Source organism: Halomonas sp. DP8Y7-1 (genome assembly GCF_019801685.1).
Classification (GTDB): domain Bacteria; phylum Pseudomonadota; class Gammaproteobacteria; order Pseudomonadales; family Halomonadaceae; genus Halomonas; species Halomonas litopenaei_A.
Genome location: NZ_JAHVIN010000014.1, coordinates 255890 through 279512, shown reverse-complemented (window position 1 = coordinate 279512; position 23623 = coordinate 255890). Strand labels below are relative to the sequence as shown.

At 61.0% G+C, this 23623-nt stretch carries 23 protein-coding genes; 11 read left to right on the top strand and 12 right to left on the bottom strand.

The window, feature by feature from the left end:
• Positions 1-97: 97 nt before the first annotated feature.
• The 4 genes from KUV41_RS18140 (at position 98) to KUV41_RS18125 (ending at position 2909) form a co-directional block, all read left to right on the top strand.
• On the top strand, positions 98-907 hold the full coding sequence (locus KUV41_RS18140) for an enoyl-CoA hydratase (RefSeq protein ID WP_222162213.1): 810 nt from the start codon (positions 98-100) through the stop codon (positions 905-907).
• Positions 908-1061: 154 nt separating this feature from the next.
• The gene (locus tag KUV41_RS18135; RefSeq protein ID WP_222162214.1) at positions 1062-1898 is read left to right on the top strand and encodes an IclR family transcriptional regulator; all 837 of its coding nucleotides are present in this window, start codon (positions 1062-1064) and stop codon (positions 1896-1898) included.
• A gap of 43 nt (positions 1899-1941) precedes the next feature.
• Positions 1942-2316 (top strand): Rieske (2Fe-2S) protein, encoded by a 375-nt coding sequence (locus tag KUV41_RS18130; RefSeq protein ID WP_222237949.1) that lies wholly within the window; start codon positions 1942-1944, stop codon positions 2314-2316.
• 92 nt (positions 2317-2408) lie between these two features.
• The gene (locus tag KUV41_RS18125) at positions 2409-2909 is read left to right on the top strand and encodes a nucleotidyltransferase family protein (protein WP_222486944.1); all 501 of its coding nucleotides are present in this window, start codon (positions 2409-2411) and stop codon (positions 2907-2909) included.
• Between the two features lie 144 nt (positions 2910-3053).
• On the opposite strand, the gene KUV41_RS18120 is transcribed toward KUV41_RS18125, so the two are convergent.
• From KUV41_RS18120 to KUV41_RS18080, 9 genes are all read right to left on the bottom strand, one after another.
• Positions 3054-3560: a MarR family winged helix-turn-helix transcriptional regulator gene (locus tag KUV41_RS18120; RefSeq protein ID WP_222162217.1), complete on the bottom strand. Its 507-nt coding sequence runs from the start codon at positions 3558-3560 to the stop codon at positions 3054-3056.
• Positions 3561-3755: 195 nt separating this feature from the next.
• On the bottom strand, positions 3756-5303 hold the full coding sequence (locus tag KUV41_RS18115; protein WP_261396102.1) for an MmgE/PrpD family protein: 1548 nt from the start codon (positions 5301-5303) through the stop codon (positions 3756-3758).
• On the bottom strand, positions 5267-6301 hold the full coding sequence (locus KUV41_RS18110; RefSeq protein WP_222486943.1) for an AbrB family transcriptional regulator: 1035 nt from the start codon (positions 6299-6301) through the stop codon (positions 5267-5269). Before KUV41_RS18110 ends, KUV41_RS18115 begins: the two co-directional genes overlap by 37 nt.
• 78 nt (positions 6302-6379) lie before the next feature.
• The gene (locus KUV41_RS18105; RefSeq protein ID WP_222486942.1) at positions 6380-7141 is read right to left on the bottom strand and encodes an SDR family NAD(P)-dependent oxidoreductase; all 762 of its coding nucleotides are present in this window, start codon (positions 7139-7141) and stop codon (positions 6380-6382) included.
• Between the two features lies 1 nt (position 7142).
• Positions 7143-8648 carry a tripartite tricarboxylate transporter permease gene (locus KUV41_RS18100; RefSeq protein ID WP_222486941.1) on the bottom strand — a complete coding sequence of 502 codons (1506 nt, stop codon included), beginning with the start codon at positions 8646-8648 and terminating at the stop codon, positions 7143-7145.
• Between the two features lie 13 nt (positions 8649-8661).
• The gene (locus KUV41_RS18095) at positions 8662-9123 is read right to left on the bottom strand and encodes a tripartite tricarboxylate transporter TctB family protein (RefSeq protein WP_222486940.1); all 462 of its coding nucleotides are present in this window, start codon (positions 9121-9123) and stop codon (positions 8662-8664) included.
• Positions 9124-9271: 148 nt separating this feature from the next.
• Positions 9272-10207, bottom strand: coding sequence for a Bug family tripartite tricarboxylate transporter substrate binding protein (locus tag KUV41_RS18090; protein ID WP_222486939.1), 936 nt, complete (start codon positions 10205-10207; stop codon positions 9272-9274).
• A gap of 215 nt (positions 10208-10422) precedes the next feature.
• Complete coding sequence (locus KUV41_RS18085) at positions 10423-11109, bottom strand: GntR family transcriptional regulator (protein WP_222486938.1); 687 nt, start codon at positions 11107-11109, stop codon at positions 10423-10425.
• Positions 11110-11202: 93 nt separating this feature from the next.
• A complete protein-coding gene (locus tag KUV41_RS18080; protein ID WP_261396101.1) occupies positions 11203-12405 on the bottom strand; it encodes a GGDEF domain-containing protein in 1203 nt (400 codons plus the stop codon).
• 524 nt (positions 12406-12929) lie between these two features.
• On the opposite strand from KUV41_RS18080, the gene hmgA reads away from it, so the two are divergent.
• The 4 genes from hmgA (at position 12930) to KUV41_RS18060 (ending at position 17361) form a co-directional block, all read left to right on the top strand.
• Entirely contained in the window at positions 12930-14249 is a 1320-nt protein-coding gene (gene hmgA / locus KUV41_RS18075; RefSeq protein ID WP_222486937.1) for a homogentisate 1,2-dioxygenase, read from the top strand.
• 26 nt (positions 14250-14275) lie between these two features.
• Positions 14276-15292, top strand: a complete 1017-nt coding sequence (locus KUV41_RS18070) for a fumarylacetoacetate hydrolase family protein (RefSeq protein ID WP_222484310.1) — start codon at positions 14276-14278, stop codon at positions 15290-15292.
• 21 nt (positions 15293-15313) lie between these two features.
• Positions 15314-15949: a maleylacetoacetate isomerase gene (maiA, locus tag KUV41_RS18065; protein WP_222486936.1), complete on the top strand. Its 636-nt coding sequence runs from the start codon at positions 15314-15316 to the stop codon at positions 15947-15949.
• A 197-nt stretch (positions 15950-16146) separates the two neighbouring features.
• Positions 16147-17361, top strand: a complete 1215-nt coding sequence (locus tag KUV41_RS18060) for a multidrug effflux MFS transporter (protein ID WP_206942165.1) — start codon at positions 16147-16149, stop codon at positions 17359-17361.
• A 73-nt stretch (positions 17362-17434) separates the two neighbouring features.
• Here KUV41_RS18060 and KUV41_RS18055 read toward each other — a convergent pair whose 3' ends face one another.
• Together KUV41_RS18055 and KUV41_RS18050 are read right to left on the bottom strand one after the other, a co-directional pair.
• The gene (locus tag KUV41_RS18055; RefSeq protein WP_206942163.1) at positions 17435-17839 is read right to left on the bottom strand and encodes a hypothetical protein; all 405 of its coding nucleotides are present in this window, start codon (positions 17837-17839) and stop codon (positions 17435-17437) included.
• A 179-nt stretch (positions 17840-18018) separates the two neighbouring features.
• Complete coding sequence (locus KUV41_RS18050; protein WP_222486935.1) at positions 18019-18924, bottom strand: PhzF family phenazine biosynthesis protein; 906 nt, start codon at positions 18922-18924, stop codon at positions 18019-18021.
• A 264-nt stretch (positions 18925-19188) separates the two neighbouring features.
• On the opposite strand from KUV41_RS18050, the gene pyrB reads away from it, so the two are divergent.
• Positions 19189-20217 (top strand): aspartate carbamoyltransferase, encoded by a 1029-nt coding sequence (pyrB, locus tag KUV41_RS18045; protein ID WP_222484307.1) that lies wholly within the window; start codon positions 19189-19191, stop codon positions 20215-20217.
• Positions 20218-20390: 173 nt separating this feature from the next.
• Here pyrB and KUV41_RS18040 read toward each other — a convergent pair whose 3' ends face one another.
• Positions 20391-21197, bottom strand: coding sequence for a helix-turn-helix transcriptional regulator (locus KUV41_RS18040; RefSeq protein ID WP_222486934.1), 807 nt, complete (start codon positions 21195-21197; stop codon positions 20391-20393).
• Between the two features lie 114 nt (positions 21198-21311).
• On the opposite strand from KUV41_RS18040, the gene KUV41_RS18035 reads away from it, so the two are divergent.
• Both KUV41_RS18035 and KUV41_RS18030 read left to right on the top strand, forming a co-directional pair.
• Entirely contained in the window at positions 21312-22124 is an 813-nt protein-coding gene (locus tag KUV41_RS18035) for a carbon-nitrogen hydrolase family protein (RefSeq protein ID WP_222162230.1), read from the top strand.
• Between the two features lie 77 nt (positions 22125-22201).
• A complete protein-coding gene (locus KUV41_RS18030; protein ID WP_222162231.1) occupies positions 22202-23524 on the top strand; it encodes an APC family permease in 1323 nt (440 codons plus the stop codon).
• Positions 23525-23623 lie beyond the last annotated feature (99 nt).

Genomic DNA, 23623 nt, shown 5'->3' with positions numbered 1-23623 from the left:
TCGCGTTCCTTGGTCTAGCCCTTTGGTCGAAGCACGCCCCGACAACCGGTGCTCCCGCGCTAGTCTTGCCAGGTTCGCCCTCGTTGGAGCCACCACGATGTCCGCCTCACCCTCTGCGCTACCTGCCAACGACGACGCTGCCGTCGTCCGCCACGACGACCGCGGGATCGTGCACCTGACCCTCAATCGTCCCGCCAGCTTCAATGCACTGTCCCAGGACATGCTGACAGCGCTGGATGATGCCTTTACGACCATCTCCCCCAGCCCTGACCTGCGTGCCGTGGTGATCGCCGCAGAGGGCCGGGCGTTCTGCGCCGGCCACGACCTGAAGGAGATGCGCGCCCTGGAAGATGAAGACGCCTACCGCCAGCTGTTCGCCCAATGCTCGCGGGTGATGCAGCGCCTGCAGGACTGCCCGGTCCCCGTCATCGCCCGGGTTCAAGGCCTGGCCACTGCCGCGGGTTGCCAGCTGGTCGCGAGTTGCGACATGGCGGTCGCCTCCAGCAGCGCGCGCTTCGCCGTATCTGGCATCAACGTGGGTCTGTTCTGCTCGACACCCGCCGTTGCCCTGACCCGCAACATCGGCCCCAAGCAGGCGGCTGAAATGCTGTTTACCGGTGACTTCATTGATGCCGAGCAGGCGTTGGCGTGGGGATTGATCAACCGTGTCGCCGAGCCCGACGCGCTCGATGACTGCCTTGAGGCACTGCTGGATAACCTGCGCGCCAAGAGCCAGGTGGCGCTGTTTACCGGCAAGTCGATGCTGGCCCGCCAACGGGCACTCCCCTTGGGCCAGGCCTACGCCTATGCGGGGGAGGTCATGGCGGCCAACATGATGGCCGAGGATGTGGCAGAGGGCATCGACGCTTTTGTCGCCAAGCGCCGCCCACGGTGGACACATCGATAAAGGGCGCTCGACTCACGACGTTCTCCTTTCATCCTTCACTTTTCACCCAAGGACTGGTTATGGAAGCGTTTTCCGTAAACGCGACAAGACGCTGCACCTGCAGGTATGCTAGCCCTTCAGCAACAGGTTCATGGCTAGCCCCAGGAGAAGACAGGTGACGGAGAACAAGCGCAGAGCAGCCGGGCGACCGGCCACCGGCAAGACCAGCGGAGGCCATAGCCAGTCGCTGGTGCGGGGACTCAATCTGCTGGAGCTGCTGGCCATGCGCCCCGGCGGGCTGGCCCTGTCCGATATTGCCGAGCAGGCCGACCTGGCCCCCTCTACGACGCACAGGTTACTGCAGGCACTGCTGAGCCAGGGCTTCGTGACACAGGACGAAACCCTTGGCGTGTGGCGCATCGACGTCAAGACCTTCCGCATCGGCAACAGCTTTCTCGAGGCTCGCGACTTTGTTGCCACCAGCCGCCCTTACCTGCGCAGGCTAACCAGAGACACCGGCGAAACGGCCAACCTGGGCGTACGCGATGGAACAACCGCGGTATTTCTGGCCCAGAGCGAATCCCCCCAGATGATGCGCATGATCACCCGCCTGGGCTCTCGTGCACCGCTGCATGCCTCAGGCGTGGGCAAGGCACTGATGGCCTGGCTGCCCGATGATGATCTAGAGCGGGTCCTGGCAGAACGTGGACTGGACCGCGTTACCGTCAATACTCTGTCGAGCCCTTCGGAGCTGCGCCGCGCCATGGCCGAGATTCGTCAGCGTGGATACGCCTGCGACCGCGAGGAACATGCCATCGGCCTGCACTGTGTGGCGGCCTGCATTCATGACGAACTCGGCACGCCTCTGGCCGCCATTTCGGTGTCGGGTCCGGTAGCACGCATCCCCGATGAACGACTGGACGCGCTGGGCGAAAGAGTGCGCGATACCGCTGCCGAGATCACCGCTCAACTGGGCGGGCGCGTTCCCGAGGCCGACGAGTTCAAGCCCTGATATCTCTACCGGCATCATTCCGTCATCCTCCACAGGACCTGTCATGAGCGACGCCTGGCGTCAGTACAAGAGCGCTCCACCCGCCGGTACCGTGCTGCTGGAATGCTCCCGCCTGCCCCCTGGTGACAGTCAGTGCCTGTCCCTGGAAAGCGATAACGGTCGGTTTCCTCTGATCATCGCCCGTGATGCCGGCGGAGAGGTGCGCGCCTACGTCAACGCCTGCCCCCACCAGTACCTGCCCCTGAACGGGCGCAGCGACACGATAATGAGTCGGGACGGCGAACTGCTGATCTGCACCCATCACCAGGCCTGCTTTCGCCTCGACAGCGGTGAAGGCATCTCCGGCCCCGCCCAGGGCGAAGCGCTGGACCCGGTACCCGTGGTTGAGAAAGATGGCTGGTGGGTGATAGGTGAATGAAAACGCTATCCGCGCTTTCACACCGAAGAGCGACCCGCCACATTGATCATGACGCCACCCTTAGGACGTGGCTTCGCAGTGACGCATCAAGAATGCGAGCCCTCCGTCTGGCGGCGGAGCTGGACCTGGAAGATTGGTGCCTAGCCGCAGGCTTTGTGCGAAATCTGGTCTGGGATAAGCTTCATGACAAGCTGACGCCCTCCCCTCTCAACGACCTTGACCTCATCCACTACGCGCCCACCAGGACGTGTCAGAAGAGCGACGCGGCCATCCAGCACTTCCTTGAACAGCAATCCCCCTTGCCTTGGTCGGTCAAAAACCAGGCAAGAATGCACATTCGCAATCATGACGCCCCCTATACGTCGACCGCGGATGCCATGAGCTATTGGGTCGAGCTAGAAACAGCGGTTGGCGTCAGGCTCTCACGCGATCAAGAGATCGAGCTGATTGCCCCCTTCGGACTGGCGCCACTTTTCGCCGGCACCATTACACTCAACCCGAAAAGCGGCAAGGCCGACGCTTTTCGCCAGCGAATCGAGGAAAAGGCCTGGCTTGCTCATTGGCCGAAGCTGAAGGTCCAGCAGCACCCATGACGCTACATCGTCTGCCCGACCTCTCACCAAGTGAGGCTGATCATCACGGCTAGGGAGCGCCGTCGTAGGTCTCCCCCCTCAAGCACAGGTCAGCCATAGATAAGCCACAGATCAGCCACAGATCAGCCACAGATCAGGCAAAGATCATTCCCCAAGAGAGGAATCACACCCCTGCTCCAGCTGATCGAGCCGGTCTTCAAGCCGCCCGACCAGACCCATCAGGTCGCGATATTCCTCAGCGCTGAGCGTGGCCACGACATCGGCTTCCCACTGTCTTGCCTCGGGAATCAGCGTGGACAACAGCGCCCTTCCAGCCGCCGTCAGGCGTAGGTGCTGCACCCGCTGGTCATGATCCGCAGGTTGGCGCAGGATGAACCCTCGCTCCTCCAGCGCCTGCACCGCGCGAGAGATACGCACCTTGTCCATGCCCGTGGCCTGGGCGATCTGCTTGGCCGACAGTTCATCCAGATGGGACAGCCACGCCAGCACCCTCCACTGGGCAATGGTCAGCTGGTAGCGCTCTGCGTACATCTGCGCCAGCGCCTGGCTGAGCCTGTCCGCCAGGCGATTCAGCCGATAGGGAAGAAACTGCTGCAGATCCAGCCTAGCAATATCGGTATTGGTAGCGGTATCGCGCTCACGCGAGCCCATGGCGTCTTCCCCGGAGGATACGTTCGGCCGCCGACGTGAACGCCAGCTTATGGATGAATACCGAACGATAGCCGGGATAGGCAGGGGCAGCAATGCGCTGAGGAACACTGAGGCAGCGTTGTCAGCCTCAACTGGCAAACGCGGCTGCCTTCTTGTACCTCATCAATGCAAGGCTATTGGATCAGCAGTAACCGATCATTCATTGTTTAGTTTTTGTGCTAAGTCGGAGACATCTTCAAGGGTCAGGACCCCCCACACGCTAGCAATCAGGTCATTCTGAGCGTCTTCATCAAGAACCCCATCGCAGCAGGAACGGACTTTCTGCTCGAGCTCATCATCGCTAAGGGGATTTTCCGGACCACCACGATAGCGCTCATCAGCCCAACCGCTGACGTCCTCACGTCCCTTGAGGCGCAGTGTGATGCGCGAGCGCATTTTGTCGAAGCCCTGGGCCTCGATCTCCGCATCGAACTCGGTACGGATGCGCTTTTGCATGTCCTGCATAGCCTCAGATGCGACAAATTCGTCGGAAAACTCGACTTTGCCAGCCTGACGGTTAAGAGCGATCATCGCCAAGGCCGCAGGCAACGAGAACTTGGCCTGCAGATGGTTGGCAGCAATGGGGTAGCGAATCGGATTGAGAATGTTTGAGCCAGCGAAGACGACAACCTCTTCAATGTCTTCAGGCTTCGCATCTGACTCAAGCACCAGGCGTAGCATCAGATCGATGGTAGGGTGGGTCAGCACTCCACAGGGATACGGCTTGATCGACACCCCCGGCTCGACAATCGACCAGGTCCGACCGAAGCCCTGGGAAAGCTTTTCTTCGCTGGCACCACCACCTTGCACCGCCATGAAGCCCCAGGGGCCATCCAGTGCCTCGGGGTCAGCTGTGAAGCCGCGGCTGGCCAGTAGCGCCGCGGTAACGCCATTTTCCGCGGCGCGACCAACATGGAGAGGCTTGGTCATAGTACCGAAGTTGCATCGAATGCCCGCCGCAAGACTGGCGGCAATGCCGAGACCATGGCGTAACGCCTCACCCTTCAGCCCCATCAGCTTAGCCGCGCTGGCAAAAGCACCGAATGTGCCTACGGTGCCGCTGGAATGCATGCCCTGCATGTAGTGCTGAGGCAGCATCCACTCGGAGATCTTGCTTTCGACCTCGAAACCGGTGAGAAACGCTTCCATGAAACGCTGGCCATCGACGCCGCCAAGTCGCTGACTGACCACAAGACTCGCGCTGAGCGGCGGGATGGTGGGATGGGTCAACAAACCATAGATATGGGCGGGATCCTTGCTGACTTGGCTGTCATCCCAGTCGTGGGCATGGCCGGCCGTACCCAGGACGCGGGCAGCCTGAGCTACTGGTGCCTTGGCAGAGCCCTGGCCCAGCACCAAGGCATCGGCTCGCCCTCCAGACTCAACCGCCTCCTCAGCCAGGATCTTGACTGAATGCTCCTCAGAACCCGCAACAAACAGGCCAACCCCATCCAACACGCAGCGCTTGCCGATACGCAGGGCTTCTTCGGGAATGTTCTTAAAACACACCGACTCTATAAACTCTGCAGCTTCAGCGGTGATTCGAGTATTCGAGGGCATCTTGGCAAAGACGTTCGTGGCAACAGACATCGTATTTCTCCTTGAATCGCAATGACATTTGGGTGGGGTCGACCCTGTGGTCGAACACATTGAAAACTGGGCAGGTACTACGCAAAAAACCGCAAGCGAGACAGGCGTGCCCAAAGCGGCCCCGCAAACAAGTTGACCGACAGCGCACGAATCGCGTGGAACCCAGCCACCAAGGCAGCGTTATGTCCCAAGGACTGGGCAGTCAGGGTCATCTCAGCCATTCCCCCCACAGAAAACCCGAGGATCAGGGTCTGCACGCTTTCCCTTGAGCTCGACATTGCGGCAATCACCACCGCCGCCAGCGCCGCCAGCACTCCGATCATCACTAGAACAGGGATGCCGAAGGTGATGGCCCTGGGCAGAGACAGCAAAGTGGCACGCTGAAACTTGGCGCCCAGGCCAAACCCCACTACCACCTGGGCACAGATCAGCAAACCTTCTGGCAGATGCAGAACCTGTTGCGGCGACGCCGGGAGCATTTCTGCGCCAGATAATCCTCCTGCCACCACCAGCGGTGTCAGAAACCAGGCCGAAGGCATGCCGAGCCATGCGGTGCCACGGCTCGCCACGGCGCACACCATCAACAAAGCGATTACCCACCAGATGTCCAAATCGCCACCCGTCGTTGACGCACCCGCTATCGGTAGCTCAGCAGGCCCTGTCCACAGCAGCAGAGATGGCAGCAAGGTGACGATTAGCCCGACACGGATGGCATGCAGTGCAGCAATGGCCGCCCGATTGGCGTGGTAACCCTCGCCGATCTCGGCCATTTCAATCACACCACCAGGCAACAGGCAGAAGTAGGCCGTAGCCCTATCGAGCCTGGCCAGACGAGCGAACAAGGGAGTGGCTATCACCGCCAGCACGACCCCCAACGCTGCTGAAGCCAGCATCACTGGCAACCACCCGAGTAACTGGCGAGCTACCTCGGGGGTGATCCAAAGTCCAACGCTAGCCCCCACTACCATCAATCCGGTGCGCTGAATTGGTTTTGGCGCCTGGGCAGGCAGGCCGGCCGCTGCCCAGCCCCCAGTGGCAATGGCCGCACCCAGCAACCAGCCCAAAGGCAGTCCCAGCGTGTTCCACACACTGCCACCGACAACGGCGACCAATCCGGGTAACAGACACCTGCGCCACCAATAACGCATTCGAGCAGGGGCTGGACCAGGTCTCAGGAAAATGGTCATGACTTAACCGAGGTAGCTGCCGCCATTGAGATGGAGCGTCTGGCCGGTACTGTAGCGGGCCATCGGACCCACTAGATGACACACCAGTGCCGCGACTTCTTCAGGACTGCCGAGTCGTCCAACCAAAGGTCCTTTGCCACCTTTTAGTGAAGGCGGGGGTGAGCCTTTCGCCCGCTCGGTATCAATCTGGCCCGGCACAATGCAATTAGCGGTAATGCCACGCTCTGCATACTCCACCGCCAGCGCCCTGGTAAGCCCAATCACCCCCAACTTCGAGGCGATCACGTTGGCTCTCTCGGCAGCCCCCAGATGTGCACTGACTCCACCGAAGGTGACAATGGAAGCCTGATCGGATTCCAGCAACAGCGGCAGGCAGGCCCTGGCCGCCACAAAGGGGCCATCCAGATTGATTGCCATGACCTGCCGCCAGTCCTCGAGTGTCAGCTCTGCGAACGGTTTGTGCGGACGCACCGCCGCACAGCACACCAGTGCATCGAGGCGCCCGAAATCCCTGGCGGCCACTGCCACTGCGACATCTATGGATTCTGGATCGGCCACATCAGCCGCTAGACCCAATCCTCGGCGCCCCAACGCCTCGACCTCGGCCAGAGTATCGTCCATCGCCTGCCCATGATGGCGAGCAATGATCACTACATCAGCTCCCTGTTCGGCAAGACCCCGAGATACCGCACGACCGATATTGCGGCTGCCGCCGGTGACCAGCGCCACTCGCCCCGTCAACGGTTGGCTTGACAATGCGTTCATATCACTCGCCTCCTGAAGTGGCACTGGCTCCGCCACGCATGCGACGTACAGCGCTGGACAGCGGCTTGTAGAAGATGCTCAGGGCGGCCAGCACGAAGAACAGCAGAGCGACTGGACGTTCGAGGAAGCGACTGGCGTCCTGGTCGAAGATGATCAACGACTGAGCCAATGAATTCTCCACCAGCGAGCCCAACACCACGCCCATGATGATCGGCGCCGCACCGAAACCGTAGCGCTTAAGCCAAAAGCCGATGAAGCCAGCAATCAACATGATGGTGACGTCGACCAAACTCTGATTGACGCCGTAGGCACCTACCACACAGAGGGCGAACACAGCAGGCCACAAGAAGGTACGAGGGATCAGTGAGATACGTGAGAACAGCTTGGCCCCAGCCAGCCCGAACACTAGAAAAACCAGGTTGGCCACCAGCATGGCAGCAAAGATGGAATACAGTAGATGTGGCTGGTTTTCGAACAGGTAGCTGCCCGGGCGGATGCCATGGATCTGAAGGCCGCCGAGGATGACCGCGGCGGTGGCCGAGCCAGGAATACCGAGGGCTAGAGTGGGCACCATGGAACCACCAGTCGCCGCATTGTTGGCCGCTTCTGGACCTGCAATGCCTTCGATCTCACCCGTTCCGAACTTGTCACCGTTCTTCGACCAGCGTCGTGACTCGTTGTAGCCGATCATCGCCGCCATGGTGCTGCCCTCCGCCGGCAGAATACCGATGAAGGTACCGATACCAGAGGAGCGCAATATGGTCTTCCACACTCGCTTGAAGTCATCGCGAGTCGGCAGCTTGATAGCGGTAAGCGAAATACGCTCCTTCGCCCGGTCGATGACATCGGACTGGGACAAGAGCTCCGATACGGCGAATAAACCGATCAAAATGGGAATAAAGCTGATGCCTTCATAGAGTTCAGGTACACCGAAGGTGAAACGCTCCACGCCGGTGGTCAGGTCGACTCCGACTGTGGCAATCAGCAACCCCAGCGCCCCACCAATCAAGTTTTTGACTGGTGATTTCCCGCTGATCGATGCCAGCATCGACAGCCCAAAAATTGCCAGTGCAAAGTACTCAGGTGGGCCAAATGAGTGAGCTATGCGAGCCAGAGCGGGAGCCGCCAATACCATGACAACAAGAGAAATGATGCCACCAATGACGCTGGAGACCGCTGCCATGCCAAGGGCACGCCCCGCCTCGCCGCGCTGAGCCAGAGGAAAGCCATCAAAAGCGGTGGCAGCTGCGGGCGGCGCCCCGGGAGCATTAATCAAGATAGCGGTAATGGAGCCGCCAAAGGTGCCGGCACAGTAAAGCGCCGCCAGCATCGAAATTGCCGGTATCGGCTCCAGATAGATGGTAAAGGGTAACAGCAGGGCAACCGCCATTGACGAGCTCAACCCCGGCAAGGCTCCTACCAGCACGCCGATGATGGTGCCGAGCAGGATGACGCCGAGCGAGACCGGATCGGCGAGGATACTAAGCCCCATGAGAATCGGATCCATGGTTGTCTCCCTATCAGGACAGCCAGGGGCTCAGCACGCCCTGGGGCAACCTGAGCAACAAGGCGTGAGTGAACAGCAGATAGATGCAGGCAGGCACGGCGATGGCATAGAGCACCACGGCACCACGGCGACGCTCACCCCACAGCAGCGGAATAATCAGGCAAGTTAGTACGGTGGTCAGAGTCAGGCCGAGCACGTCGAACAAAAACACCGATATCAACAGCACAAACGAGGTGGCCCACATGCGCCAGGAGATCGCCGGCTTGGCTTCCTCCTCATGCCCGCGCCCCTGAGCCATCATGACCAGCACCAGCACAACGATGACACCAATAATGAGGCGCGGCATATCCGCGGCCTGCATGCCCTGAGCAAAGGACGCAGGCACAGTGCCAAAATTGGTGGTGATGACGTACAGGCCTCCGGCCAGCGTCAGCAAAGCGCAGCCGGGAAGCAGGTCTCGCCGTAGACGCATCATGAACATCCCCTCCATCTAAGAGAGCCAGTCGTCGAGATCGAGTGCGAGCCGGGCTCCATCCTCCTGGTAGCCACCAGCGGGACCCTCCCTGTCCCAGCCCCCGCTGCACGCTCTCTCTTGGGCCAAATCTCGTTGACAACTTGCAACGTCATTGGAGCAAGCCCAGTTCAGTCATGGTGTCCTTGCCCGCTTCATACATCCTGCGGATCTGCGCATCCCAGGCCTCACCCCCGGCAATACTGGTGCTATCAAGACCTATACCCTCGAGGTACTCCTGATAACGCTGGCTGTGCATACCGTCGAGCATGGCCTGCTCCAGGGCATCAACCCGCTCCTGAGGAGTATCCTTAAGCACCACGTAGCCACGTACAGTGGAAAAAGCCACGTCCATGTCGTCCTCAGCCAGAGTTGGCACCTCAGGCAGGGCGCCCATTCGTTCATCAGCCATCACAGCCAAGGGACGAAACTCTCCGGCGGCGATCTGGTCCTGGGTTTCTGATATGTTGAGACCAGCTGCATCGATGTCGCCGCGAGACAGGGCAGCAGCAAACTCTGCGCCACTATCAAACGGCACATAAGAGACCTTGAGGCCCGCCTCGTTGGCAAAGCTCATCGCAGCAATATGGTCAACGCCACCGATCTGGGTGCCGCCCCACTTGATGGTTCCAGAGCGACCGGCCTCAATCAGATCCTCAAGGGTGGCGAAGTCACTATCCCCGCGGACCATGATGATGATTGGATCGTCGGTGGCCCGCACCACGCCACGAATATCATCGATATCTACCGGCGCATTACCGCGCAGCATGGTGAACAGGTGAGTTGGGGTGATGGCCATCAGGGTATAGCCATCCGCCGGCCTACCGCTGACATAGCTCATCGCCACCGACCCACCACCGCCTTTCTTATTCTGGACAAAGACATTGCTGTCGAACTGCTCCTGAGTCGACAGGGCTACCATCCTGGCAGTCGTGTCAGTACCTCCACCTGGAGAGGTGTGTACAGCGATTTCGATCGGATTGATGGGGAAGTCATCCGCAGCCAAAGCGGCGGAAAGGGGACTAACTGCGACGCCCATCGCCAGCATGCTGGATATAAACCAATGGCGCATGGTGGTTCTCCTTTGGAGTCGTTGTTGAGAAGTCACGTCATGATAGATAGCGCTTGGCACAAACTGTAAACTGTTAACAGTTTACAAGACAAAACCTAGCAGAGGGATGCATTGCCAATAAGTAGACGTTGGTCTACCTGTTCTGTTGGCTTAGCCAAAAATCGATCAAGCAGAGGAGTATGGGCCACGCCTTAAGACAAGTGGCTAGTGCCTGCCAGCGCCTGCTCCATTCGTCTCCACCCGGACATGACGTGATCACGTAGCGCTCGGGACGCGCGCTCAGCATCGCGTTCGGCTATCGCGCGGACGATAGCCACGTGCTCAGCGTTTGAAGCCTTCAGGTTACCCCGCTGTACCAGCCCACGACGTCGAAACAAGTGCAGCTGCTTGATGGTGTCATCATAGTAGCGCGCCAGAGTGCTGTTACCGGTATGGGCCATCATGGTGTCGTGAAATTGCAGGTTGAGCTGATAGTAGTCATCGAGATCTTCGCGCTTGGCTGCCTGATCCATGCTCTCTACCAAGGACTCAAGCTCAACAATCAGCGCATCAGTGGCACGCTCTACCAGCAGTTCACCCACTAAAGCAGTCAGGGCGCGACGCACTTCATATAGCTCACGGGCCTCTTCTAAACTCATTTCGCGAACGTAGGCACCATGATTTGCCACGTTACGAATCAGCCCGGCGTATTCAAGACTCCGGCAAGCCTCGCGGATGGGCCCCCGACTGATATCGAACCTAGCAGCCAGTGCACTCTCATTGATACGGTCTCCAGCGGATAATTCACCGGAAATGATCAACTGCTCGATCGCATCTCGAGCAATGGACGTCAGCGTGCTGGAACGCCGCTGGCCGATCCGGTCCTTGGTCGAGTCCATCTCGCCTCCGTCACGGGATTTACTGTCAACAGTTAACAGTACCATGACATCTTTACACTGCAAGTACGAAGCTCACCTAGCCCGGAACATGTCTCAGCTCACCACGACGCGATCCCGGCCTTCCCGTTTACCGACATACAGCGCCTTGTCAGCCCGCTTCAAGAGCGCATCCAGGTCCGTATCCCCTGGTCGCATTTCGGCAATGCCGATCGTCACGCTCAAGGCCAGCATGCTCATGTCGGAACGCGAGGCGAGCCCGGCGATAGCCTGCTGCAGGCGGGCAGCCACCTGTTTCGCATCGTCAAGGCGAGTGTCCGGCAGCGCCACCACAAACTCTTCGCCGCCGAAACGCCCGATAATGTCCTGTGGGCGCAGCGACTGCTGACAGGCCTCGGCAATTTCGATGAGGACCTGATCCCCCTGGCTGTGGCCCCAGGTGTCGTTGATGACCTTGAAGTGATCGACATCCAGCATGAACAGGCTAAGCGGAATGCCTTCCACGCGGGAGCGCTGAAATAGGGTCTGGGCACGCTTCATGAAGTGGCCTCGGTTAGCCAGGCCGGTCAATGCGTCCTGCTCGGCCAGCCGCCTCAGCTGTGACTCCAGAGAACGCCGATGGGCCATTTCCCTGAGCAGCTGCCGATTGTGGCCGCGCTCCTCATGCAACAACGCAAACTGCTTGCGCTGCAGGTATTCCACCCGAAGCAGCGCAAAGAATCCCACTACATTGGCCATGATCAGCAGCAGCGTGATGCGCAAGATGACCACCGCAGAGACATCCGTCGCCAGCACCACAGCCACCAGAAAGCCCACGCTGAGGTACAGGCTGGCGCCGGTCACCACCGTCAACAGGTTAGGAATCAGCAGATAGAACGCCATGATCGCCACGATGACCGCCAGCATCTGCGTCGACAGCGTATCAGGGCGCAGCGGAACGATAAGGATAATGCCGGTCGCCAATATCCAGAGCGGCAGGGCGTGCAACCACAGGCGCTGGCTGTAGTTGCCCCAACGCCCTATGGCCATGGCCAGTGCCAGACAACAGCCGACGACAATGGCCCGCATGATGACCAGCGCATAAAAGGCAACGCTTTGACCGACATAAAAATAATCGGAAATGGTGAACATACCAAAGATCATCGCCGCCACGACAATCGCCAGGCGCGACTCAAAGCGAACCCTTGGTTTTATGGTGCGGCGATATACATCTTCACGGTCACGCTCGCGAAACTGCCCGGTCATCCAGTACACCTGGTGATCGGTTCTCTCTCTGAACTCAGGTGCCATCAATGACATCTCATCTCCCTGTCTGCCTCCCCGCCTATACCTGGCAGGTGTTGCCGGCGTCGCCTTGCCGGTCGGCAGAACGCGAGCCTGCAGCTCGTGCAACAGCCTGAGCGGCTGCTGTCCCCAGCAGAACCCCTAAATCATTATTTTATTAAATTAAACAAACGCTTATATTAAAATACAAACCATTGAAATTACACAAGTAAAGATCACCTGCAGTGAAAACCAACATCGATTTTAGGCCGTTAATCGTATCCGTACAGCGATGGTTGAACGAGACCGAAGTGCACTTTAGCCGCCGTGTTATCACGTCTTCACCACCGACAAAAATGTGCTTGTTCAGCATGAAAAAGTCCCGCTAGCAAGACGTTCTGCCGGAAAGTGGAAGCGCATAAACTTCACGCTCAGCTTGTGCGAGCCGTGTCGGAGAACACTCTTTGGGCGTATTCCACTAAAGTCACGTGCCAATTAGTTTCTTTTGAAACTATATTGAAAGGACATCAGCAGTCGTCTCTTCGATGGAGGTGTCTTTCATGTCTCCCCGCCCTGGACGAAGCTCTCTGACCTACCAGAGTGGCTTTCGTAACCACTTCACCAGCGAGGCACTGCCTGGCGCCCTGCCCCAAGGGCAGAATTCGCCCCAGCGATGCCCTTACGGGTTGTACGCCGAGCAGCTCACCGGCTCGGCCTTTACCGCGCCACGTAGCCACAACCTGAGAAGTTGGCTCTACCGCATCCGCCCGTCGGTGGCCCAAAGCGCCTACCATCCATTGGATAGCGGTGATCTTGCCACCGCGCCGCTATCACGGCCCGCCGCAGACCCCAACCAGATGCGCTGGGACCCAGCCCCTATGCCCGAGGCGGTCACCGACTTCATCGACGGCCTGACCACCATCGCGGTCAATGGCGACGCCGGCACCCAGACCGGCTGCGGCGTCCACCTCTATGCCTGCAACAGCGACATGACCGAGCGCTTCTTCTACAGCGCCGACGGTGAGCTGCTGATCGTGCCCCAGCTCGGCACCCTGCGCCTGCGCACCGAGTTCGGCACCCTGGACGTAGGGAATGGCGAGATCGCGCTGATCCCCCGCGGGGTCAAGTTCCAGGTACGCATTGTTGAGGGCGACCAGGCCCGAGGCTATGTCTGCGAAAACTACGGCAGTCCGCTGGAGCTGCCGGGGCTTGGCCCTATCGGGGCCAACGGCCTGGCCAATCCGCGCGATTTCCTGTCCCCCGTCGCCGCCTATGAGGAGGTCAGCGGAGACATCGAGCTGGTGGCCAAGTTTTCAGGCAGGTTATGGGCGGCACGGCTCGACCACTCGCCACTGAACGTGGTGGCCTGGCACGGCAACCTGGCGCCCTGCAAGTACGACCTGGCCAACTTCAACACCATCAACACGGTGAGCTTTGACCACCCGGACCCATCGATCTTCACCGTGCTGACTTCTCCGTCGGATACCCCGGGCATGGCCAATATCGATTTCGTGATCTTTCCGCCACGCTGGATGGTGGCCGAAAACACCTTCCGCCCGCCCTACTTCCATCGCAACCTGATGAGCGAATTCATGGGCTTGATCCATGGCGAGTACGACGCCAAGGCTGGGGGCTTCCTGCCCGGCGGCGCCAGCCTGCATAACTGCATGTCGCCCCATGGCCCCGACGCCGAGAGCTTCGAGAAGGCCTCGAACGCATGCCTGGAACCCCACTACCTGGGCGCGACTCTGGCCTTCATGTTCGAGAGTCGCTACGTGTTCCAGCCCACTGAAAAGGCTCTGGCTGCCGACTTCCGCCAACGCGACTACGTGAGCGTATGGCAGGGACTGCGCTCCCACTTCGACCCGAACCGGCCCTGAGCCACGCGACAACAAGGAATACTGCGATGAAACTGGCTAGCCTCAAGAGCGGGCGCGACGGCGAACTGGTGGTCGTCTCCCGTGACCTGACTCGCGCCGTGCGCGTTCCCCAGATCGCCACCACCCTGCAACAGTTGATGGAAGATTGGGACACCAACGCGCCCCAGCTCGAGGACATCTACCGGCGGCTCAATGACGGCGAGCTGGATCAGGCCTTCGAGCTCGACCATCACTCACTGCACTCGCCGCTGCCACGCACCTACCACTGGGCCGATGGCTCGGCCTATCTCAATCACGTACAGCTGGTACGCCAGGCGCGCAACGCCGAGATGCCAGAGACCTTCTGGAGCGACCCGCTGATGTACCAGGGCGGCGGCGACCGCTTTATCGGTCCCTTTGACGATATCGAGGCGATCAGCGAGGACCATGGCATAGACTTCGAGGGTGAGCTTGCCGTCATCACCGACGACGTGCCCATGGCGACCAGCCCCGAGCAGGCGGCCGGACATATCAAGCTGATCATGCTGGTCAACGACGTCAGTCTGCGTGGCTTGATTCCTGGAGAGCTGGCCAAGGGCTTCGGCTTCTTTCAGGCCAAGCCGGCCTCGAGCTTCTCGCCGGTCTGCGTCACCCCGGACGAGCTAGGCGAGGCCTGGCGCGACGGGCGCGTGCACCTGCCGCTGACGGTTCACCTCAACGGCGAGATGTTCGGCGCGCCCGAGGCCGGGCCCGACATGATTTTCAGCTTCCCCCGACTGGTGGCCCACGCCGCGCGCACCCGCCACCTGGGTGCCGGTGCGGTGATCGGCTCCGGCACCGTGTCCAACCCGGACCCGGATGGCGGTCCCGGCAAGCCGGTGGCCGACGGTGGCGTAGGCTATAGCTGCCTGGCCGAGGTACGCATGGTGGAGAAGATTCTCCACGGTGACAGCACGACACCCTTCATGCGCTTCGGCGATCGCGTGCGCATCGAGATGTTCGACGACAGCGGCCACAGCATCTTCGGTGCCATCGACCAGCGAGTGGTGAAGTACACACCCTGATCCCACCAGCGGATACTCCACATGCAGCTCTACGGCTATTTCCGCTCTTCGGCGGCCTATCGGGTGCGTATCGTCGCCAACCTCAAGGGCATCTCCCTCGACTATCATCCGGTCGACCTGAGCAAGGGCGAGCAGCGGAACAGCGCCAGCCTGGCGCGCAACCCCCAGGGGCTGGTGCCGACCCTGATCACCGATGATGGGCAGCCGCTGACCCAGTCCCTGGCGCTGTGCGAATATCTGGACGAATGCTATCCCGATCCGCCGCTGCTGCCCGGCGATGCCGCACAGCGGGCGCGCATCCGCGCCCTGGCCCAGGTCATCGCCTGCGATATCCATCCGCTCAATAACCTGCGGGTGCTGACGCATCTGACCGGCGCGCTAGGCCTGTCCCAAGACTCCCGGCTGGCCTGGTACCGCCACTGGGTCGCCACGGGGCTGACAGCGGTCGAGACCATGCTTGAGCCTCATAGAGGCAGGTTCTGTGTTGGCGATCAGCCGACCCTGGCCGACGTCTGCCTGGTGCCTCAGGTGTTCAATGCCGAGCGATTTGACTGTGACCTGTCCGCCTATCCCGCGATACAAGCGATCTGCGAGCAGGCTCGCTGTCTACCAGCGTTCGCTACAGCGGCACCCGAGGTTCAGCCCGACGCGCGCTGAGATCGGCTACACTACTCGGCTACGCTGCTCCGCTATCTTAGCCAGCTACCTTAGCCAGCTACCCTGGTCAGCCACCCGAGGCCCCACCAGGCGCTGCCGGTATGGCCGAGCAGCCCGCCATATCATCGTGAAGGGAGCGTCGCGCGGCGCTCCCTTCGCGTTCCCTGACACTTGCCATCGCCGATCTGGAGCTGCACGTGCTGAACCCGACATCCCGCGCCACGGTAGGCCTGCTGGCCGCGCTGACCGCTCTGGGGCCGCTGGCCACCGACATGTATCTTCCCGCCATGCCCGCCATGCGTGAGGCCCTCGGTACCGGCGCCGACCAGATCCAGTTGACCCTATCGCTGTACCTGATTGGCTTTGCCATGGCGCAACTGCTGTGCGGCCCACTGTCGGACCGTTTCGGCCGCAAGCCGATTCTCGCCGCCGGCATGGGTATCTTCCTGCTGGCAAGCCTGGCCTGCGCGTTCGCCCCCAACATCGAGACACTGCTGGTGGCGCGCTTCTTCCAGGCCCTGGGCGGCTCTGCCGGACCGGTGCTGGGCCGGGCCGCAGTACGCGACATCCACGGCCCCTTCGAGGCCAGCCGTATCCTTTCCTACATGGCCAGCGTCATGGCCCTGGCCCCGGCGCTGGCACCGGTGGTGGGCGCGGGCCTGCTGGTGTGGTTCGGCTGGGACGCGATCTTCCTGGCACTGGCGTTCTACGCCCTGGCCATGCTCGGGCTGATCGCGATGATGCCGGAGCCGCTGCCCAAGGATCGCCGCCAGTCGATCAAGCCCTCGGCACTGGCTACCACCTTCCGCTCATTGCTCGGACAGCGAGACTTTATCGGCTATACCCTGGCCAACGCCGCGGCTTTCTCCGGCCTGTTCGCCTTTCTATCAGGCTCATCCTTCGTGCTGATCGACTACATGGGTGTCAGTCCCGATGTCTACGGCTATCTGTTCGCCGCTATCGTGCTGGGCTTCTTTATCGGCTCGATGGCAAGCGCCAAGCTCAGCCGTCGGCGTAGCCGACACCAGCTGCTGACGGTAGCAACGCTGATCGCTGCCCTGGGCGGTATCACCATGGCCTTGCTGTCAGTGGCCGGGGTGCATACGCCCTGGGCGGTCATCGTCCCCAACATGGTCTACATGGTCGGCTTCGGCATCATCATGCCGCAGACCATGGGAGGCGCCCTGGCGCCCAACCCCCATTGTGCGGGCTCGGCCTCGGCGCTGTTCGGGTTTATCCAGATGAGTATCGCCGCCGCCGCAGGCGCGCTGGTCGGCCAGTTACACGACGGCACCTCCCATAGCATGGCGATCGCCATCGGGCTTTCCGGGATGCTGGCGCTGGTCTGCTACCGCTGTATTGTGACCAGACCTCCTGCGGCTCCAGTAGGCACGGCCGCCACCGAGAACTGACCAGCAGGCGCTCACGCCAAGCGGCCCCGTGGAGGTGAACTGACCCGACGGGGCCGCTGGCATTGCGGCGCTGCTACTGGCGCCAGGCGCGCACGAAGGTCCAGGTGCCGATGCCCCAGGCGCCATTGACCAGAAAGCCAATGGGGAACACGGCAAGATCGATACCGCGCCCCTTGAGCGGGAAGACCACCAGCATCGCCACCAGCGTCAGCGCGATACCGCCGAACAGGCCCGCCTTCCACCAGCCACCGCGCTCAATACGTGCTGCCGCAAACACCAGCATCATGACCAGGCCCCAGACACCGCCCCAAAAACTTGCAGAAAACCAGGCGGGGACGTCGAGAGGGGCGACCGGCGTCATGGAATAAGGTGAAAAGGGGATCACTCCGTAGGCGTTGAGCAATCCCACCACAGGTTGGTGGAAGCAGATGACGGCAAGAAATCCGGCGGCGAAGGCAAGGGCAAGATGGCGGGACATGGCGACTCCTCCTGAGAAGCGTGGACAGGGATCATTCTCTGACACCAGCAGCGTCCGGCTGGCATTCATCAGACTCCCACGGCGGCCTATATCGCTCAAGGGCCATCAGGAAAAGCGCCGCGTCCGCCATCGTGGCGGGTTGGCTCCCCATGCCTCACTGTGCATGTCTTCAGCGGGCCCTAGCCACCTGACTGAGGATAGAGTCCCCCCTCGCCGATCAACACGGCCAGGCCGGCAATCTCGATGCTCACCTTGCCCTTGTCATCGCGCTGGGCACGCGCATGGATAAGGCTAGACCGCCCCATCGCATCGCCCTGATGAATTCGCCAGTCGGCGCTCTTGCCCTTCATTTCTGTCCCTAGAAAACCTGCCAGTGCGGCCGCAGCGCTGCCCGTTGCCGGGTCCTCGACAAAGCTGCCCCCGTGACGGGAGAACATTCGCGCGTGAAGCGTGCCGGCGCCCTTCGCCTGTCTGGCGTTGTCGGCACTTACGTAAAAATAGACCTGCTCCACGCCGCTGGGCGAAACGTGAGAATGCCAGACACTCGAGGCCAGCTGAATGCCCGACAGGGCATCGACACTGGCCAACGGAACCAGGTGGAACGGCAGCCCACAGGACGCCTGGACCGGATCACCCGCGATGTCATCCGGGGCGAGACCGGCAAGCTCGGCCGCGTTGGCTTGTCCCAGGGTACTGGTGCCAACCTCCGGGGCACGGGCAGTGCGAAAGCGCGCCCGATCGCCTTCATAGGTCACCTTCAGGGGCCCTGCGGCAAGGTCCAGCACCAGTTCGCTGCGGGCGTTATCCACCAGTCCCTGGGCCGCCAGCAGGTGCGCCGTGCCAATGCAGGGATGCCCGGCAAAGGGCAGCTCCCTGTCGGGGGTAAAGATGCGCAGCGGAAAGTGAGCGCCGGCCTGGGCCCGCCCGACGAACACCGTCTCGGCCAGGTTGAGTTCATTGGCGATCGCTTGCATGCGCTCCGCCTCAAGGCCATCGGCATCGAGAAATACCGCCAGGGGGTTTCCGGCGAAGGGCCGGTCGGTAAACACATCGAGCAGATAATAGCGGGTCAAGGACGGTAGCATCGGCGACTCCACGGGAAGCAGGTTGGACCAGCAACAGGCAACATTCACCCGGGCCAGGTAGCGCCTTCCAGCATACTGGCCTGGGCCGCTTTCTCGCCAGCACATGGCGCGCCACTTTTCTCTACGGCAAAGTCAGCGCCAGGCCACGGCAACGGGGGCTATCAGGGGTTCCGAGCTGACCCCAGACAGCTGAGAGGCTTATCGAGGCTGAACTGACTGTGCTCCGGCGTTACACTAGCGCCCGTTCCCACTGCCGAGGCCGCTGTGATGTCCCACCTGCTCTCCATCGATTCCCTGTCCCGCGACGATATCGACCACCTGATGCGGGTGGCGGCCACCATGGAACCCATTGCCCAGCGGCGCAAGGTCACCAGGGTTCTGGAAGGCGCGGTACTCGGCAACCTGTTCTTCGAGGCCAGCACCCGCACCCGCGTCAGCTTCCACACCGCCTTCTCGCGGCTTGGCGGTAGCGTCTGTGACACCACCGGCTTTACCTTCTCGTCGATGGCCAAGGGAGAATCCCTCTACGATACCAGCCGGGTGATGGCAGGCTATTGCGACGCGATCGTGATGCGTCACCCGGATCAGGGATCCGTGGCCGAATTCGCCAGCGCCACCCATGTACCGGTGATCAACGCAGGCGACGGTCCCGGCGAGCACCCGAGCCAGGCGCTGCTGGACTTCTACACCATCGACAAGGAGTTCAACCGCCAGGGCAAGGCGCTGAAGGGCGCTCATGTGCTGATGACCGGCGACCTGAAGTTCGGCCGTACCGTGCATTCGCTGATCAAGCTGCTGGCACTATACGCACCGATGCGTATCACGCTGGTGGCGCCGCCCGGGCTGGAGATGCCGCAACATCTGATCGAGCGCGTCAGCCGTCAGGGGTTGGACGTGAAAGTGCGCGACAGCCTGGCGGGCGATTTCTCCGACGTCGATGTGGTCTACACCACTCGCATCCAGAAGGAGCGCTTCACCGCCGAGATGAGCGAAGGCTTCAACCTGTCGCGGGATTTCACCGTCCATCGCGCCTTCATGGACAGCCGCTGCAACCCCTCGACCATCATCATGCACCCACTGCCCCGTGACAGCCGGCCAGAAGCCAACGACCTGGACGTGGACCTCAACGGAGACCCGCGCCTGGCGATCTTCCGTCAGACCGACAACGGCATCCCGGTGCGTATGGCGATCTTCGCGACGCTATTGAAGGTCGAGCATCTGATCGAGCGAGACATGCGCGATGTTCCCTGGTTCGTGCCAGCCACCGTCGGGGTCGATGACGCAGCGTTCTAGGCCGATCGTCCCGGGCTGCACTCATCCGGCGGGCGCCTGAAGGAAGCACTATGCGCCCGCCGCGCAGCACCCGGAGCCTATGCGGTATAGGTGACGAGTTCGAGCAGCGCGCAACGCAGCGCATCGTCGGCGCAGGCATCTATGCAGTGTTTCCGGAACTCCCGCCGTGGGCGTCAGCGACGCTCCTGCCAGAAACGCGAGAACAGCTCAGCCTGAGTGTTGATACCAAGCTTGGCATAAAGGTGCTTCTTGTGGACTCGGACCGTTTCCACCGAAATCGCCAGTCGGCGAGCGATCTCCTTGGTCGAGCTGCCTCCCAACATCAACTGACTGACCTCACGTTCACGCTCGGTTAGCCCGAAGCGGGTCGCCGTTGCATCCACGCCATCGCGCTGTGGATGCCACGGATGAGGCCCGGCCGTCGCCCCCGACTGCTCGAAGTACATGCGCAGGCGCATCAGTTCGCCGAGCCAAGGCTCAATCAGATGAAGCAGACCGATTTCCCCATGCCGAAAGCGCCGGGTGGCTCCCAAGGACAGACATAACGTCCGGCCAGCTCCCAGGGGGCGGTTGATTTGAACCTCATCACTGACGATGTTGCGCCGAAAGTAACGCTGATAGTACTCAGTAGAGGTGAAACGCACTGGCGCCACGTCATCCAGCGTCACCAGTCCACTGTGTGCCGAGTCACATGCCGCGATGTAGAACGGATCCAGCAGGTACAGCCCTCGCTGATAGTCCTCGAACAAGCTCTCATCGGCACCATCGTCCTCATCACTATCCGCCAGAATGGTCGGCGGCTTATCAGAATGGAAGACGACAGCCACCCATGTATTGAAGACGACGTGCCGGGCCAGAGTTCTGGTGATGCTGTCCCAGAAGTCATCGCTTTCCAGCCGCGCAAGTAGACGTGCAACGTCGCGGTGCCAGCCCAGCGTGTCCAGCACGCCCGCGGTTCCTTCTTCACTCACTTGGTTCATCTGCAGGGCCTCACCCAAGGGGGGTAACCCTGCCATGGAATAGGCAGGCCCGGTGAAAAAAGGATACTGATGTTTTACCGAATGCCAACCAACAACAACGCAGTGGAGTCTTCCATGCAGTTAGCCCTGGCACAACTTCCCGGCATTGAAGGGGACATCAAGGCCAATCTGGAGGCTGCCTTGTCCACCTTGATGCGTCATGGTGATCAAGTATCGCTGATGATCTTTCCCGAGACTCATCTCAGCGGCTTTGCCGAGCCTGGTCATGTCGAGGATCGTGCCTTGTCGCTTGACGGTCCTGAAGTCGCGCGCCTGGTTGAGGCAAGCCGTCAACAGGACTGTGCACTAGCGATTGGCCTACTCGAGCGCGCCGTGGACGGGGTCTACAACACGACGATCTTGATTACCCCTGAAGAAGGTATCGCGCTCACCTACCGCAAGACCCATCTGTGGCCGGACGAGCGAGAGCTGGTAGGCCTGGGGGATCGCATTGGCGTCACTCGCTGGCGCGGCCTGACCGTGGGACTGATGATCTGCTACGACATCGAGTTTCCCGAAACCGCCAGGGCACTGGGTGTGCTCGATGCGGACCTGATGATCGTCACCAACGGCAACATGGACCCCTATGGACCAGTGCATGCGCGAGCCGCCCAGGCTCGCGCACAGGACAACCAATGCTTTCTCGCCATGGCCAATCGCTGCGGCGAAGGTGCTGGCTTGATCTTCGCGGGGCGCAGTGCAGTGTACTCCCCATTTGGAGAGACCTTGTTCGAGGCCGGCCGAGAACCTGGCGTGCACCGCGTCTCTCTCGACCTTAATCAGCGCGCTCATGCTCGACGCGACTATGACTACCTCAGGGACCGGCGCGCCGAGCTGACGCTCGAGCGCGACGATGATCCGCAAGGCCCCGGTTTCCGTCTCCCCTGAACAGCCCCGACGCTCGACTTCTAACAACGACAGCCGCCGCGGCGGCCACCATCAACAACCATAAAGCGAGTTTCTCAATGTCCTCTTCCAAACCCCAGCTTGGCCTGTGGCAAGTGGTTCTTTTTGGCCTTGCCTATATGACGCCGATTATCGTCCTTGGCACCTTTGGTGTCCTGGCCGTCGTCTCTGAAGGCGCGGTCTCGGGTGCCTACAGCGCAGCACTCGTCGCCATGCTATTTACCGCACATAGCTATGGACGTATGGCTAGCGCCTACCCCGTCGCCGGATCCGCCTATGCCTACGTACGCCATGCGATCAACGACCGACTGGGATTCATGGCCGGTTGGGCCATTCTCCTGGACTATTTGTTTCTGCCCATGGTGATCTGGCTTATCGGCGCGGCGTACCTCCATTCCGCTTTCCCTGCGCTGCCTGTAGCGGTCTGGCTTATCGCCTTTATAACCGTCACCACACTCATCAACATTCTGGGACTGACACTGGCCAGCTTGGTCAACAGCGTGTTGATGCTGGTGCAGGTACTCGTCATCGCTGCCTTTGTCGCCTTGGCCGTGCACTATGTCATGGGCGACCCCAGTCAACCCTTGTGGAGTCTGGCGCCATTCTTCGGTAGTACCGACAACCCTCAACTTCCCCTGCTGATGGCGGGCGCCGCAGTGGCCTGTTACTCGTTCCTGGGTTTTGATGCCGTCACAACCCTGACGGAGGAGACCCACCAGCCTGAGCGCACCCTGCCCCGAGCCATTCTGCTGATTACTCTGCTGGGCGGTCTGATCTTCATCCTGGTGTCCTACGTCGTGCAGCTTGCCGCCCCGGGATACGCTTTCGCCAACCCGGATGCCGCCGCCTACGAGATAGCGCGCAACATCGGCGGCGATATCTTCGTCTCCATCTTTCTGATCGGCCTGGTCGTGGGTCAGTTCGCCTCAGGCATCGCTGCTCAAGCCAGCGGTTCTCGACTGTTGTACGCCATGGGCCGTGACGGTGTGCTCTCGACCCGCTTGCTAGGTCGCCTGGGACGCTTCGGCACACCGACAGGCGGACTCATACTCAGCGGCGCCGTGGCACTCCTGGCGCTCACCATGGATGTGCTTTCCGCCGCATCTTTCATCAATTTTGGCGCTTTTCTGGCCTTTGCCCTCGTCAACGTCGCCGTCATCGCCCACTACTACCTCAAGCAACGACGCCGCGGTCTGCGTGACACCCTGACCTATCTCATCGCACCACTCATCGGGCTGCTGGCGATCCTGTGGCTGATGGCAAGCCTTGATAGCGCTGCCCTGACGCTAGGAGGCATCTGGCTCGTATGTGGTCTCGCGTGGCTCGCCTGGCTGACCCGTGGATTCCGTCAGGCGACTCCAGAGCTCAGTCTGGAAAGCTAAGGCCAACCAGTGACGCTCTGACCACAAAACCGACCAACAGCCAGCGGTCTTGGCCTCGGCTGTTGGTCGGGGTGTCTAGGAAGAGGACCCCTTCACACT